Here is a 14,917-nt window from a genome sequence, read left to right as displayed (position 1 = left end):
AAACGCGTGGAGTCAGGACTCCACCCTACGATTCAATGGTATTCGTAGGGTGGAGTCCCGACTCCACGCGTTACAGCGCCAGCACGGATACCGACTTATTCAAACCCACGCACCGGCAAACTGCCATCCCGCTGAATCCAGTTCTGCGGCGAATACATCGTCCCTGCATCCGTCGCATGCAGGGTAAACGCATGCCGCGATACCGGCGACCGGTTCGGCGCACTGTAATGCGGCAGCAGCCCGTGAAAACACACCAGCGTCCCCGCCGCCGCTTCGAGCGGCACGGCGGTGCTGTCATCCGGCCACGGCGTCGCATCCAGTTTCTCCATCCTGATCGCATCGCCTTCGCGCAGGAAGCGTTCGCGCAAGGGGCCGCGATGCCCGCCCGGCTCCGCCCACAGGCAGCCGTTATCCACCGTCGCGTCTTCCAGCGCGAACCAGAAGGTAGTCACGCTGATCGGATCGGTGTCGAAGAAGGTCGCGTCCTGGTGCCAGCGCACTTCGCCGCCGATGCCCGGCTGCTTGAAGATGTACATCGACTGCCAGACCTGCGGCCGTTCCAGGCCGAGATCGCGCGCCACGGCCGCCAGTTTCGGGTCGCGCGTGAATGCGGAGAACACCGGATCGAGGTCGTGCATCGCATGGCCGATCTTGTTGATCGAGAGCGCCTTGGCCTGGCGCAGCTGGCCGTCCGGCCCGAAGGCTTCCTCTTCGAAGAAGCAGCGGACAGTATTGTCCGAGCCGAGAAACCAGGCGTCGCTCGCGCGCTCCTGGTCGCGCGTGGTGAAGATGGCGTGCGATTCGTTCGGGTCGAAGGCCTCGACGATGGCTTCGGCGCGTGCCCGCAGCGCCGCGATCTGGTCGGGCGACTTGAAACCGGGGAGGACGAGGAAGCCGTCGCGTTCGTACCGGGCGCGTTGTTCAGCAGTCAGCATGGGTCAGCAGGTCGGTCGGTGGATGGTCCGGCAAGGCCGCGCCCAGCCGGAAGACGAAGGCGGTCGTGCCGCCCGTGGAGCTGACGTCGATCGAGCCGCCATGGGCGCGCGCGATCTGGTCGACGATGTACAGGCCCAGGCCGAGCCCTTCGCTGCCGGAACGCGAGGCCGCGCGCCAGTAGGGCTTGAACAGGCCGGCGATCACGCTGCGCGGCAGTTCAGGACCGGCGTTGGCGACCGACAGCACGAATTCGTCGTCGTCCAGCGCCGCGCTGACGCGCACCGGCGTGTGTTCGCCGCCGTGCACCAGCGCGTTCTTGAGCAGGTTCGAGAGCAGCTGGGCGATGCGTTCGGGATCGCAGCGCAGGCGCAGGTCCGGGGCGATCGTCGCTTCGATGGTGCGCAGCGGGTACAGGCCGCACATTTCGTCGACCACCTGTTCGAGCGTGGCGCCGATGGCGGCGTCGCGCAGGCGCAGCGTGATGCCGCTGCCCATGCGCCCGCGCGTGAAATCGACCACGTCGTCGACCAGCGCGGCCATGCGCACGGCGCTGCGGCGGATGCGCTCGACCACCGGCTTCGACGCGGGATCGGGGTGTTTCAGGGCCAGCACTTCGGTGCCGAGCAGGATCGAGCCGAGCGGGGTACGCAGGTCGTGTCCCAGGACGGCGATGAACTGCTCGCGCAATTCCGCCGTTTCGCGCTCGCCCAGCAGTTCGGCGCGCGCGGCAACCAGCTCGGTGTCGGCGTCGAGCTGCTTCGAGACCAGTTCGGCGAACAGGTGCATCGTCGCGGCGACCGTACTGTCGGTCAGGCGCGCCGGTTCCGGATCGAGCCCGCACAGGGTGCCGAAATAGCTGCCGTCGGTGCGGAAGATGGGGATCGAAAAATAACTTTCGAAGCCGTAGATGCGCGGCGTGTGGTGAGCGCGGTACTGGTCGCTGTCACGCACGCTGTCGATGATCACGGCGCGCGCGGTGTCGCGCACTTCCTCGCACAGCGTGGTCGTCACGTCGAGCTGGGCGCCCGGCACGAGGCCGAAATCGAGCCTGTCGAGCACCGCGCAGGCGATCCAGGAGTCGTCTGTAACGTGGGCGATGCAGACGAAGCGCAGGCCGGTCATGGCGGCGACCGTCTCCAGGATTTTCGGCACGGCGCTGATCGCCTGGATCTCGGCTACGCGCTTCGAGAGCTGCTCTTTCATTCGATTCCCGACAATTTATTATGTTTGTTCAGCTAACAATCCTGCCACGTTGGCGTCGCGTTCGTCAAATTCCTTAAATCAGACGGTCCAGCCACCGTCCGCGTAGACCCGCTCCTCGCCCAGGTACACGGCATCCGTCACGACGAACACGTCGATGTGGTAGCGCGCATCCTTTCTCTTGAAACCGGGTTTCGGATACACGCCGTGCTTGGCGCCCAGCGACAGGTGGATGCCGCACATGCGCTCGTAGGTGCCGATGTCGTCGACGCGGCGCGCGCGGCTGAAGGCGCGGTTCATGCCGAAGCCGAGTTCGCGCACCCAGACTTCGCCTTCGTCGCGCCGGATGATGTCGAGCACTTCCTGGAATTCCGGCGTCGCGTTCTCGGCCGCCACCACGCGCCCGCGCTCGACGACGATCGTCACCGGCACCTGCGGATGGTTCGAGCGGTAGCTGGTGTCGCCGAACACGTGGATCTGGGCGCGGCCGTTTACGGCTTCCAGGTCGAGCGCCTCGGTAAACACTTCGCCGATCGGGAACTGGCCGCCGACGTTGTGCATCTCGCTGTAGTCGCCGATGTTCAGCTTGGCCGGCTCGAAGCTGGATGCGAAGGTGAGGGTTTCGCCGCCGCCGCACACGCGGGCTTCTGGCGCCGCGTCGATGCGCGCTTTCAGGGCCCGGCCGACCCCGCGGAAGTAGCTTGGGTCATAGGCCAGGGCCTCGATGTAATGCTCGCTCTGCGCCCCCGGCATGCGCGACAGGTGCACGTGCTCGACCACTTTCAGCCCCAGCTTGAACAGCTCGACGCGAATCCGAAAAGCCTCCAGCCTGAAGTTGGTCGACTGGACCAGCACCACCAGGTCCTTCGGCGCCAGCTGGTGGAAGCGCGCCAGCACCTCGCCTGGAGCGACCTCGTCGAAGTCGAGGAAGTCGGCTTGCGGCAGGTTGCGCCGGTAGGCTTGCACCAATGCGCGCGCCAGGCCCGTGCGGGTGTCGTAGACCACCAGCGCGCGCTGGTCCGGGCCGTGTTCGATGGCGACGCCGAGGATGTTTTTCAGGTGGTCGGCGGCGGCGTCGACGGCCTGCGCGGGCAGGTCGGGCGTGGGGGCGAGGGCGGAAGCGGTCATGGCGGAGGAGGGCACGGATGGACCCGCCATTATACGGTTTTCATATCCGTTCCCGCCCCGATGGCGCGTTATCCGAGCCCGGCGGTGCCGGCTGGCGCTACCGGGCGAACGGCGCGCCGCGCAAGAGCCGGGGCAGTTATGATTTAGACAGCAATGACGCCCCGCGGTACCCGGGCGGCATGCATATCTCACTTACTTCCGGGAGCGGCGCAGCACGATGGCAACACGATGGGACACGCCTACCAGCACCTGGCTGGAAGACGAGGCAAGCGGACAGTTCGCGCTCCAGGCCACGCAAGGCCTGGGGCCGATCGACTGGCAGGCGCATGCGCGCGGCCGGCTGCCCGATGTCGCCCATCTGCTGGGCGCTTCGCTCCCGACCGCCTGCACCCACGCCGGCATCTACCCGGAGGGTTTCAGCTTTTGCCCGACCTGCGGCGCGCCGCTCGAACGCCTGCAAGGCCGCGTTCAGCACCAGCCCGACTGGTGGGGCGCCGCCAGCGACCAGGCCCTGCCGCGCCACGTGCCGCACGGCTTGCCGGTCACCTCGCTGGCCCTGGGCGACCGCCTGGAGGGGCGGACCGCCGCGCCGTTTGTGAACCGCGCGGAGCTGTCGATGCCGGCGCCGCCGAACGCCCATTGCGTCTTCATCGCCGGCAGCTACGGCTTTCCCGAACAGAGATTGCTGGCGCTGGCCCCGGCGCGCGGCGTGCTGCAGTACTGGGACCCGCTGGCCCAGCTCTGGCACGTGATGGGCGCCGAGGAAGCCGGCAGCGAGCTGCGCTTCAATAGCGGCAGCTACAACTGGCTGCCCGCGCTGAATCCGGCGCGCGGCGAAGTCGGCATCGTGCCGCTCGACAGCGGCCTGTCGCGCCTGTGGATCAATCCGGTCAACGAAAGCTACCGCCTCGAAGTATTGTTCGAGGGCCGCCTGGCCTCGAGTCCCGGCGTGATGCGGCGCCAGGTCGGCTGCCTGTATGTCGAGGACGGCGTGCTGACCCTGCTCGACGCCCAGCTCGACTTCGTCAACGGCACCACCTGGGAATGCCCGGATGCGCCCACCTCGGGCTGGATGCGGCCGATCGGCTACGACAACCGCCTGTTCTGGCTGCACCCGCAAGGGCAACTGGTCTGGCGTCCGGGCGAAGCGCCGCGCTGGACGCCGTGGCCGCGCGGCTGGACCCCGAAGCTCGATTTCGGCGGTCCCACGCAAAGCCGCGACGGCCGCCTGTGGCACATCGGGCACGACGGCCAGGCCTATTCCTTCCTCGAACTGGGCGCCGAGAATCCGCAGGTCGAACCGATCGACGGCGGCCGCCTGGGTTTTGCCAACTTCCTGTTCCGGCGCGGCCATCCGGTGCTGGATCAACCCTGGTCGGCCGAGCACGTCGAAGACGCGGCGCAGGACGACACCCTGGTGCTGCCGCTGCTGCGCAGTTTTAACAACAACCGCAGCCAGCCGAGCGGACTGGTGCTGCGCTTCCACGCCTACACCGGACGCGCCGAGGAAGCGCTGGCCGGCCGCACGATCGCGCGCACGACGATCGAATGGATCGGCAAGCGCAACCTGATCCTCGACGAAGTCGCGCGCCTGGCGCGGCCGCTCGAATGCGTGCCCTTCGTGTACGCCGGCGCCCTGTGGCTGCACCATCCGGACTGGAACGCGGTGCGCGGCTGGCGCCTGGAAGCCGTGACGTGATGGTGGCCTTCCTCCGCATCCTCGCGCTGTTCCTGCTGCTGTGCGCCGCGGCCGTGGCCGGCGCCACGCCGCACGTCTTCCTCGTGCAGAACTCGGGCTGGATGGAGCCGTTCTACAGCGACCCGCAATCGCAATTCAAGCCGCTGGTGACCGAACTGGCGCTCAGCGTCACGCAGCCGGGCGACGCCCTGGTGCTGGCCGCATTCAATCAGTCGCAGCCGAACGCGCCGTCGCCGCGCGCGCTGGTCTCGACCACGGTCGACAAGGGCGCGCGCACGGCAGTGTCGCGCGCACTGGCGGACCTCGACACCGCGCGCAAGGCCGGCGGCGCGCTGGCCGATACCGATCTCGGCGAAGCCGTCGGCGCCGCCATGACCCAGGCGCTGGGCGGCCGCGACGGCATCGTCTGGCTTGTGACCAACAACCGCAACAGCCCGAACAACGACCAGGCGACCGCCCAGCGCAACCGCGAGTTCTACGGGCTGATCCACCAGGGCGACAAGATCCGCACCGCGCTCGCCTTCCCGCTGCGCATGCCGGTAAAGGGACAGCACTACAGCGCCAACGGCCTGATGGTGTACGCCTTCGCCATCGGCGAGGGCGGGGCGCGCGCGCTGGACCAGCTGCTGGCAGCGGGCGCGGTGCGCCGCATCATCACCGAACCGCCTGCGCGTTTGAAACCGCTGGATCGCGATACGGTGCGCCTGGTGCCGCGCAAGGTCGAGAACGCACCAGGCGTCAGCTTCGCCATGGGCCAGAACGGCGTGCTGCGCGCCGACGTGGCACCGGATGCGCGTTCGCCGAATGCGAAGATAGCCTGGCATCTCGAGAACACGATGTACCCGTACACCATCGTCAGCGCGAACCTGAGCGCGCGCTCGAAGCTGGGCGGCGAGAACCGTCCCGTCACGCTGGGCAGCACGCGGGTCGCCGCGCTGGCGCCAGGCAAACCGCAGCCGCTGGGATCGACCCTGCAGCTGCCGGTGGCGCAACTGCCCGGCAAATGGTCGATGGAAGCCTTCAAGGCTGCCGGCTCGGCCTATGTGCTGCCGGGGACGATCGAAGTGCACCTGGCGGACCAGCAGCTTGCGCTTTCCGGCGGCTTCCGCGAGCGCATGCGCGAACTGTTCCCCGGCGATCCGCTGCCCGACATTTTTACGCCGCCCGCGCAGGTGCAGGCGTCGACCGCCGTGCTGCCGATCGAAGTGCGCGTGCATTACGGCTCCGGCCCGCTGCTGGCCGCGGGCGGCGCCCTGCTGGCGCTGCTGGCGGCAGGCGCAGCGGCGGCTTATGCCTGGATGCGTCCGCGCCGCGCGCTGGTGACGGTCGAGGACGAGCAGCGCACCATGCATGCGCGCACCGGCACGGTGCAACCGATTTACGACAAGGCGGGCAACGAAGTCGCGCGCCTGAAGACCACCCTGTTCGGCCACCAGCTGATCGACCTGCGCGAAGGTGCGCAGGTCCGGCTCGGCCGCTGATTTCAAGGATAAAACACGATGCAAGCCCAGACCGATCCCGGATTCAAGCTCCCCGCAGACAAAGCCGCGCCCGACGACCCACGGCCGAAGACCACGCCCGAAACGGCTACCGGTCCGGTGGAGGTGGTGCCCGGCGCGCTGCCGCCCGCCACCGACACCTCCACACGCGACGTGATGATCGGCGGCGCCGTGTTCCTGGTGCTGCTGGTCGTGTACTTCTTCGTGCGTAACGCCTACGTGCACCACATGGTCGTGCGCCGGGTGGCGCCGTCCACTGCGGGCAGCGCCGGCTGGATGCTGTTCGTCGGCCTGGCCTTCATCTCGGCCGCCGTCGTACTGGCCGTCGTCAACGCGAGCAAGTACCTGACGTTTGGCGTCACCGCGCCGCTGGTGGTGATCGGCGTCGTGGCGCTGGTCGCAGCGCTCGTCATCGGCCGCCGTTGATTTTGGAATAACTGGAACCGCCATGGCAGACATCCCCACCCCAAACCAGATCAACCGCAAGTCCGAACTGAAGGTCGACCTGCGTCCGACGCTGTTCATCGGCGCCGGAGGTACCGGCATGGAAGTCATGATGCGCATCCGTCGGCGCATCCTGTCGGCCGTCTGGAACCGCCACCATCCGACCCGCGTCGAATCGCTCGCCGATTTTCCGGTGGCGCGCTTCCTCCACTTCGACCTCGATTCGAACGCCGTCATCGACGAGGGCAAGTCGCAGCGCACCGATCCCTGGTACGAACTGGTGAAACTCACCGACGAAGAGCGGCTCGTGGAGCCGCTCGATCTCCCTCAATACCACGAGTCCGACGACAGCCTGGCGCGCTTTCCCCTGATCGAGAAGTGGATGCCGCTGCGTCCGAAAAAACTGCGTTCGCTCGGCATCGACCCGTCGAAAGGCGCAGGGCAGATCCGCGCCGTGGCTCGGCTGTACCTGTTCGACAAGTACCCGAAGCTGCGCGGCCGCATCAAGGGTGCGCTGAACTACCTGGGCAGTAACGCCGGCATCGAGCGCAAGGAGAATTACCAGAGACTGGGCCTGCAGGTCGACACCTCCAAGTTCCGCATCGTCGTCATCGGCTCGAATGCGGGCGGCACCGGCGCCGGCAGCGCGATCGACCTGGGCTGGATGGCCAAAGCCATCGCGCGCCAGGAAGTGGCCGACAGCCAGGTCGACCTGGTGATGTTCATGCCTTCCGGTTTCGCCAAGGCCAACAAGGAGCGCACCGAGGCGAATGCCTACGCGACCATGATGGAGCTGGAGACCACCATGCGCGACATGAACGCGCAGGTAAAATGGATGGACCCGGACAGCATCACGGGTCGCGGCGCGCCCTTCGACGACGTGTATTTCGTCGACACGGCCAACCTGGCCAACAAGGCGACGCAAGACGTGAAGGACGTCTACCAGATGGTGGCCGATACCCTGTTCGAGGATTTCGCCTCGGCCGATTTCGCCAACCGCAAGCGCTCGGTTGCGGTCAACCAGCAGCAGCACAAGCTTGGCCCCTACAACCCGCGCGTGCCGGAAAGCCGCTTCGGCGACATGCGCCTGTCCTACTCGAAGGTGTATTCGGCTTTCGGCCAGTCCGTGCTCGACACCCAGCAAAGCCTGCGCGAAGACATCCGGGCGTATGAACTGGCGGCGCTGATGGTGAAGGAATTCTTCGGCCTGGTCGGGCGCGACGGTGCATTGGCGCGCCGCGCCGGCGACCAGGAGCGCGACGGCTTCATGCGCGAGCACATGGACATGCGCGAACTGCCCTTCGACGAATTCCCCGATTTTAAGAAGGGGACGGTGGACGTCACGCCCTTCCAGGAATACGCACTCACAGGCCTCCTGTTGCGCGACAAGGAAGGGCGCTCGCTGCTGGAGCGCGTCGAGAGCAAGGTGAATCTCGAGATGGACCGCATCATGGCCGCCTTCGACGTGCCGCAGTGGAGGGAACGCGTGGCCGAGCTGCTGCCGAACCTGGAACGCGACGCCATCCGCGAAGCTGGCGCCAGCGCCGAGACCAGCGAAGACCGCATCAAGCGCCACACGATCGAACTGACGAATGGCCTGAAGGCGCGGGTGCGCGAGCGCCTGTATGCGCTGCTCGACGACCGCAAGCAGGGCGGGCTCGAATTCGTGCTGTCGCTGCTGGAACAGGTCAAGTCGCGCCTGCAGCAGCGCGACCTGGCCCACGCCGAGCGCAATGGCCGCCGTTACCGCGACATCCGCGATGCGCTGCGGACGCGCCAGGTCGAGGAATCGCTGAACAACCTGTCGCAGGCGGCCGGCCGCCTGTTCGGCAAGGACGCGCAGGCGCGCGAAGTCATGGCCCACTTAAAGCGCGACATCGCCGACTACCTGCGCTTCCACCTGCTGGCGGTCAGCGCCGGACAGGCGATCGAGGTCATGCGCGGCATGTCGTCCTGGCTGGGCGAGCCGCAGTCGACCGACGAATACGGCAATGCGCAGTGGAGCGGCATCGCCGGCGAATTCCAGGAAGGGCGGCGCCACGTGCAGGACATCCTGCGCGCGGTCGACGGCCGCATCAGCCAGCTGCGCGCGGATGCGCGCCAGGAGCACGCCACCTACATCAAGCTGGCCGGCGACCTGCAGCCGGCGCCGGTGCGCCTGACCGGCGACGTCAGTGCCTGGAGCGAAGAAGTGCTGCTCGAATTCGGCGGCTCGGGAAAACTGTTCCCGCAGCTGGGCGACGAGCGCACCCGCGCCGAGTTGTTATTGAAACTGTTCAGGCGCGCGCAGACCCAGCTGTCCAATAGCGAGTTGCAGGGCGAACCCGTCGACCCGCTGCTCGAGCGTCTGAATGCGATGACACCGCAGGAACGCCAGCGCGTCTTCGCCGAATGGATTCGCAGTGCCATGCCCTGGGTGAACGCGCGCTTCTCGGCCGAGTTCACGCCGAATGCCGACCAGTTCAAGTGCTTCATCGGCGTCGGCGACGTAGCGGCCTGGCGCCGGATGGAAGCGGAGATCCGAGCCGCCGTGCCGACCGGGTATTTTCACGGCGACCTGGTCTCGGTGGTGAACACCGGCATTCCGGGGCGCGCGGTCTGCTACATCGAGCTGTCGGGCTTCCCGATGACGATCCTGCGCGGCCTGCCGACCTGGCGCGCCTCGTACCAGATCGAGAACCCGAAGATCCCGACCCACCTGCACTTCGACTCGACCCGTTTCCGCCACCCGATCTCGCCCTCGATGGACGAGCTGAATCGCCTGGCCGACGATTACGAGTGGTTCCTGCAGGCGATCGCGCTCGGCGTCATTCGCCGCAAGGGAGACATGGGCGACCGCGAAGCCGCCTTCCAGCCGCGCGGGCAATACCTGTTCGAGGTCGAACCGGGTTCGGGCGAATGGCTGCAGATCGGGAACGAGTATGCGATCCGCTCGAACGGCCTGCCGCCGTATTACCGCGAGCAGGTGATCGCCGCCGTGCGCAACCGTCTGACGGGACTGGGTCCGCACCAGTTGCTGCTGCTGGCCGCGCTGATGCGCCACTACCAGCTGCGCGTGTACGAGCCGCGCCTCGAGATGGACGAAACCGGCGCCCAGCTGCCGTCGCCGTCGCTGCCGAACATCACGGCGCGCCGCCTGTTCGAGGCCTGGTTGCGCCGCGCACAGTCGCTCGATCCGACGCTTTCCAACGCCGCCGTGGACGCGGCGCTGGCGGCGATCGCGGTCTGGACCGAAGTCGTGCCCGATTCGGCCCACGACGCCTACAGCTGGGAAGTCGAGCGCCCGATCGACAAGCGCATCGTCAAGCCCGAGATCCTGGCCAGCGAGGCGCGCGCCGCAGCGGCGCTGGAGGTGCGCGGCCTGGGCTCGACCACGGTGCCGATTCCCGATCCGCTGCCCGCGTCCTCGAGCGAGCGCTATAAATTGTTCGTGGCGGGCGCCCAGCGCGGGCCGTTCGCGCTCGACGAGGTGGCGCGGCAGCTGGCGCGCGGCGAGATCGACCTCGGCACGCGCGCCTGGAACATGGCGCAGGACCCGAAGACCGGCAAGTGGGGGACGGTAGCCGACATTCCCGGCCTTGCCGGCGTAGCCGAGTCGCCATCGATACCCGATCCGGACGACGGCGTTCCGGATCCGAAATAGCGGGGGACGGTTTTGCAAGACGACGCCATGGTCCGCTGCATCCAGGCCGCGTGCGGGCACAGCCTGCCGCGCCGGGTGAAGTTCTGTCCGTATTGCGGAGCTCCGCAGGGGGAGCGTGTGACGCATGTGCCGCCGGCGGCGGCGCCGGTGCAGCCGCCGGTTGCGCCCACGCCAGCGCGTGTCGACGTTCCGGCGGAGCCGGTTCAGCCAGTCGCCGCGCAGGCGCCTGCGCCGGCCGCGCCGCCGACAGCGGCTCCACAGGTGCCGCCACCGCCGCCGCGGCCGGCTCCACCGCCACCGCCGCCGGTTCCACCGCCACCGCCGCCGCCACGCAGTGGTCCCACGACCGGCACGCCGCCGCCCAAGCGCGAGCCGGTGCGCCTGCGCTGGTGGCTGCTGGCGCTGGCCGCGCTGTGGGCGATCTGGCTGATCGCGAAACCCTCGAACCGCCGCATCGAAGCCCAGATGGACAAGGCGATCGCGCTGGCGGCCGAGTGCAAGGCGCGCGACGCCCAGAGCGAACTGATCGCCCTGCGCAAGACCAAGGCCACGCCCGAGCAGCTGCAGAAGGTGCAGAAGGCGCTCAACGAGGCCAGCGCCGCCTGCACCCGCAAGCGCCAGCGCGACAAGGCCTGGCGCGAGGCGAAACCGGGCATCGCGGCGGCCATGGCCTCATCCTCCTACGAGCGTGCCCGCACAAGGCTGCGCGCGTTCACCAAGCGCTGGGGCGAGGACGACGAGACACGCGCCATGAAAGATGAGATCGACACCCGCGCGCCAGAACACCGCCGCGCTGATGAGGTAACGCGCTGAGCGGTGCCGCCGGGTGTATGCTGTTGCAAACACGATCACAGGAGCAAAGCATGAAGACGACGAGCATGTTCACTGCGCTGCTGGTCCTGGCCCTGGCGGCCGGCTGCACGCGCGAGGAAGACGGCATGGGCCCGGCGCAAAAGGCCGGCAAGGCCGTCGACGAAGCCGGCGACAAGGTCGCCCGCGAACTGCGCGCCCCGCTGGAAAAGGCGGACGAGGCCGCGAAAAAACTGGCCGAACGCGCCGAGGAAGAACGGCGCCAGCTCGCCGAACGCACCGAGGAAGCGCGCGAAAAGATCAAGGACGCGACCGAGGAAGCCGGCCGTGGATTGCAGAAGGCGACCGGCAAGGTCGGCGAGAAGGTCGAGCAGGCCGGCGAGAAGATGCAGGACGCGGCGCGATGACAAAACAGTACTGGTTCCCCGTGCGTCCCGCAGCGCGCGGCTGGGGATGGGGCCTGCCGCTCGTCTGGCAAGGCTGGGTCGTGTACGGCATCTTCCTGGCCGCACTGATCGGCGGCCCGGTACTACTGGCGCCTTACGGCCAGTTCGTCACGGTCTGCTGGAGCTGCATCGCGGCCGCACTGTTCGTCGCCGTCGTCGCATGGAAGGGCGAACCGCAACGCCTGCGAGGCAAGTCGCTGTAGGGTGGACGGGTCACCCGTCCACGCGTTCAACAGACATCTGCGTCGCCGCGCCGTCTGCCAGCATTTGATCGACCTCATTCGCCGTCTCGCCGGATTAACGTGCGCGACATCTGCCGCATTACGATCACGCGATGTCCCGATTTCGTCGCGCCCGCGCAGGCACCACCTTCTTCTTCACGCTCGTCGCATGGCGGCGACGTCCTATCCTGTGCGAAGCTGACGTATTAAGTGCAACGCGTCAAGCGATCTGCGCGGTGCGGGCACGACGGCCCTTTACGATCGACGCCTGGGTTCAGCTCCCCGACCATCTTCACTGTATCTGGACCTTGCCTGATGGCGATAACAATTTTTCGCAACGTTGGCGGGAAATTAAGCACCATGTCTCATACGTTTGCCGTGATCGAGCCGGCTCCGAGCTCATGTCGACTTGCATGAAGCGACGAGGTGAATCGGCTATCTGGCAACGGCGGTTCTGGGAGCATCAGATCAGGGATGAGGCGGACTTCGAGAGGCATATCGATTACATACACATCAACCCGGTAAAGCATGGGCATGTGCCACATGCATCGTTGTGGCCGTATTCGAGTTTCAGCAGGTATGTGCGGGAGGGGCTATATCCGTCGGATTGGGCCGGGCCTGCGGAGATGGGATTGTGGTGGGAATAAGCGGATGAAATGCGTTTGCGAAGGGTCGTGCGACCGTTGAACGCGTGGACGGGAGACCCGTCCACCCTACGCACTAGCGCGTAAATCCGGATACCCGCCCGTCACGATCGCCATCTCGACAAACCCCGCGCGCCAGGCCTGCTCCAGGTTCTGCTCGATCTCTTCCATCGAGGTCTTCCCGAAGTTCGCAAACCCGCGCACGCCATACGCGCGGTTGCGTCCATGCCCCTTGGCCATGTACAGCGCCATGTCGACCAGGTTGACCGCGCGCTCCCACGGCAGCGGCTTGCCGCCCGGCGCCAGCGGGTAGGGCGCGTAGCCGATCGAAACGTTGACGTTCAGCGTCGTGCCCTGGAACTCGATGCTGGTCTCGCTGATGCCGTTCAGCAGGCGGCGCGCCACTTCGTCCAGGCCGCTCTTCGGGATCGCCGGCAGGAAGGCGAGAAACTCCTCGCCGCCCCAGCGCACGATCATGTCGGTCTCGCGCAGGATCTCGCGCAGGCTCTCGGCGATCCTGATCAGCACCGCGTCGCCGGCGCCGTGGCCCCAGGTGTCGTTGATGTGCTTGAAGTGGTCGACGTCCATCAGGAACAGCGCGCTGACCATCTCCTCGCCCGAGGTGCCGGCGCCGCGCTTCTCGTCGGCGCGGTGATTGCGCATGAAGTCCTGGAAGTGGCGGCGGTTGTACAGGCCCGTCAAGGGGTCGCGCACGCTCTGCTGCTTCAGCTCCTGGTTCTTCAGGTACAGCTGCGCATTCGCATGGCGCACCTTGCGGTACAGGAGGCCGACCACGACCGAGGCCAGCGCGAACACCACGGCCAGCAGCCACCAGACGCGCTGCTGCAGGCGGCGGTTGTCGATCTCGACCGACTTGACCTGGTTCTCGCGCTCCAGCAGTTCGATCTGGCGCTGCTTCTTGTCGGCGTCGTATTTTTGCTGCAGCTCGAGCATCGCCTTCTGGCGCCGCTTCTCGAACAGCTCGTTCGACAGGCCGCGTTCGCGGTGATAAGCCTTGACCGCACCGGCATAATCGCCCGCGCGCTCCAGCGCCTCGCCGTATTCGGCCAGCACGGTCTGCAGTTCGGGCTTGTCGCCGCTTTTTTCGTAGGACGCCAGGCCCGCCTCGAAGCTGCGCTTGCCCTCGGCCAGGCGGCCTGTGGCCAGATAGGCCTGGCCCAGGTTGATGCGGGCCGTCGCCACGCCGTTTTCGTAATTGATGGCTGCCGACGCCGCAATCGCCTGGTTTGCATAGGCCGCCGCGTGTGCGTAGTCGCGCATGCGCAGGTAGCAATCCGACAGGTTGATCAGCGAGCGCGCGGCCATCGCGTGCGCGCCGATCTGACGCTCGAGCGCCAGGGCCGCCGTCTGCGCCTTCAGCGCGCGTTCCAGCTGCCCGGATTCGACCGCCAGGCCGTATTCGGTGCCTTTCAGGGTCGCCAGGCGGCCCGGCGAATTCGCCTTCTCGGCCGCGACCAGCGCCTCGTCGAGCGCCTCGAAGCCCTTGTCGTACTCGCGCATCTGGCGGTACAGGCGCGCCAGCGAATTGAGCACGATGACCAGGTGGACCGGCCCGCCATGCTGGCGCGTATAGGCCAGCGTCGCCTGCATCTTCTCCAGCGCATGCGGGAAGTTGCCGTCCTCGGCGAAGGACTCGGCGGCCGACACGCCGACGCGCACGCGCAGTTCGACGTCGTCGGTCGTATTCGCGAGGCGCTCCGCTTCCCAGACCAGGTCATGCGATGCCACCAGGTCGTTCTGGTCGTATTTGATGTAGCCCTTGCGCACCAGGCCCTTGGCCAGCGCGCCATTGTCCTTGTGCGCGCGGCCGAAGGCGATCAGCTCGTCGCAGGTGGCCAGCGCCAGTTCCTGCTTGCCCACCTTCTGGTAGGCGACGCACAGCTGCGCCAGCATCTCGCCCGTCTCTTCGACCGAAGCGGCACGCGCCTCCGCCTCGATCTTGAGCAGCATCGGCAGAGCACGTTCAGGCGTGAAACGGTTGATTTCGCGGATGTCGGCCAGGCGCTCGGTCAGGCTCGGCGTGGCGTCGGCCCAGGCAGGGGAGGCCGCCAGCAGGGGCGCCGCCAGCAACAACGAGGCCACTAGCGTCGCGCTGCGACGGCGTGGCTGTCTGGTCTTGCGTGCTGCCGGCATAGATGTCCTCGATGGGGTGGTCGGTATCGCGTACGTACGCGCGCCCATCTGTCATTATATTCTTGTTGCAAGACAGAAACATCGTTTTTTTTG

General features: G+C 67.1%; 12 protein-coding genes. 8 read left to right on the top strand and 4 right to left on the bottom strand.

From position 1 onward, the window contains the following. Nucleotides 1-95: 95 nt before the first annotated feature. The 3 genes from ACFPQ5_RS17490 to ACFPQ5_RS17480 all read right to left on the bottom strand — a co-directional run bounded on the left by ACFPQ5_RS17490 (nt 96) and on the right by ACFPQ5_RS17480 (nt 3,264). Entirely contained in the window at nt 96-935 is an 840-nt protein-coding gene (locus tag ACFPQ5_RS17490; protein ID WP_379758510.1) for a phytanoyl-CoA dioxygenase family protein, read from the bottom strand. Beyond that, nucleotides 922-2,139: a sensor histidine kinase gene (locus tag ACFPQ5_RS17485; protein ID WP_379758507.1), complete on the bottom strand. Its 1,218-nt coding sequence runs from the start codon at nt 2,137-2,139 to the stop codon at nt 922-924. The genes ACFPQ5_RS17490 and ACFPQ5_RS17485 overlap by 14 nt, the downstream gene beginning before the upstream one ends. A gap of 78 nt (nt 2,140-2,217) precedes the next feature. After that, a complete protein-coding gene (locus ACFPQ5_RS17480) occupies nt 2,218-3,264 on the bottom strand; it encodes a M29 family metallopeptidase (protein WP_379760147.1) in 1,047 nt (348 codons plus the stop codon). A gap of 217 nt (nt 3,265-3,481) precedes the next feature. Between ACFPQ5_RS17480 and ACFPQ5_RS17475 the strand changes: the two genes are divergently transcribed. The 8 genes from ACFPQ5_RS17475 (at nt 3,482) to ACFPQ5_RS24795 (ending at nt 12,673) form a co-directional block, all read left to right on the top strand. Then, complete coding sequence (locus tag ACFPQ5_RS17475) at nt 3,482-4,963, top strand: hypothetical protein (RefSeq protein WP_379758504.1); 1,482 nt, start codon at nt 3,482-3,484, stop codon at nt 4,961-4,963. Next, nucleotides 4,963-6,444, top strand: coding sequence for a hypothetical protein (locus ACFPQ5_RS17470; protein WP_379758501.1), 1,482 nt, complete (start codon nt 4,963-4,965; stop codon nt 6,442-6,444). The genes ACFPQ5_RS17475 and ACFPQ5_RS17470 overlap by 1 nt, the downstream gene beginning before the upstream one ends. An 18-nt stretch (nt 6,445-6,462) precedes the next feature. Continuing rightward, nucleotides 6,463-6,888 carry a hypothetical protein gene (locus tag ACFPQ5_RS17465; RefSeq protein WP_379758499.1) on the top strand — a complete coding sequence of 142 codons (426 nt, stop codon included), beginning with the start codon at nt 6,463-6,465 and terminating at the stop codon, nt 6,886-6,888. Nucleotides 6,889-6,910: 22 nt separating this feature from the next. Further along, nucleotides 6,911-10,549: a tubulin-like doman-containing protein gene (locus tag ACFPQ5_RS17460; protein ID WP_379758495.1), complete on the top strand. Its 3,639-nt coding sequence runs from the start codon at nt 6,911-6,913 to the stop codon at nt 10,547-10,549. A 117-nt stretch (nt 10,550-10,666) separates the two neighbouring features. Next, nucleotides 10,667-11,362: a hypothetical protein gene (locus ACFPQ5_RS17455; protein ID WP_379758492.1), complete on the top strand. Its 696-nt coding sequence runs from the start codon at nt 10,667-10,669 to the stop codon at nt 11,360-11,362. Between the two features lie 50 nt (nt 11,363-11,412). Continuing rightward, a complete protein-coding gene (locus ACFPQ5_RS17450) occupies nt 11,413-11,766 on the top strand; it encodes a hypothetical protein (RefSeq protein ID WP_379758489.1) in 354 nt (117 codons plus the stop codon). Next, entirely contained in the window at nt 11,763-12,008 is a 246-nt protein-coding gene (locus ACFPQ5_RS17445) for a hypothetical protein (protein WP_379758486.1), read from the top strand. Before ACFPQ5_RS17450 ends, ACFPQ5_RS17445 begins: the two co-directional genes overlap by 4 nt. A 131-nt stretch (nt 12,009-12,139) precedes the next feature. Beyond that, on the top strand, nt 12,140-12,673 hold the full coding sequence (locus tag ACFPQ5_RS24795; RefSeq protein ID WP_417568522.1) for an REP-associated tyrosine transposase: 534 nt from the start codon (nt 12,140-12,142) through the stop codon (nt 12,671-12,673). A gap of 66 nt (nt 12,674-12,739) precedes the next feature. On the opposite strand, the gene ACFPQ5_RS17440 is transcribed toward ACFPQ5_RS24795, so the two are convergent. Beyond that, a complete protein-coding gene (locus ACFPQ5_RS17440) occupies nt 12,740-14,773 on the bottom strand; it encodes a tetratricopeptide repeat-containing diguanylate cyclase (protein ID WP_379758483.1) in 2,034 nt (677 codons plus the stop codon). Between the last annotated feature and the right edge of the window lie 144 nt (nt 14,774-14,917).

The sequence above is a fragment of the Massilia suwonensis genome, from assembly GCF_042655665.1.
GTDB lineage: Bacteria > Pseudomonadota > Gammaproteobacteria > Burkholderiales > Burkholderiaceae_D > Telluria > Telluria suwonensis.
This window is presented reverse-complemented; position numbering and strand designations above follow the sequence as displayed.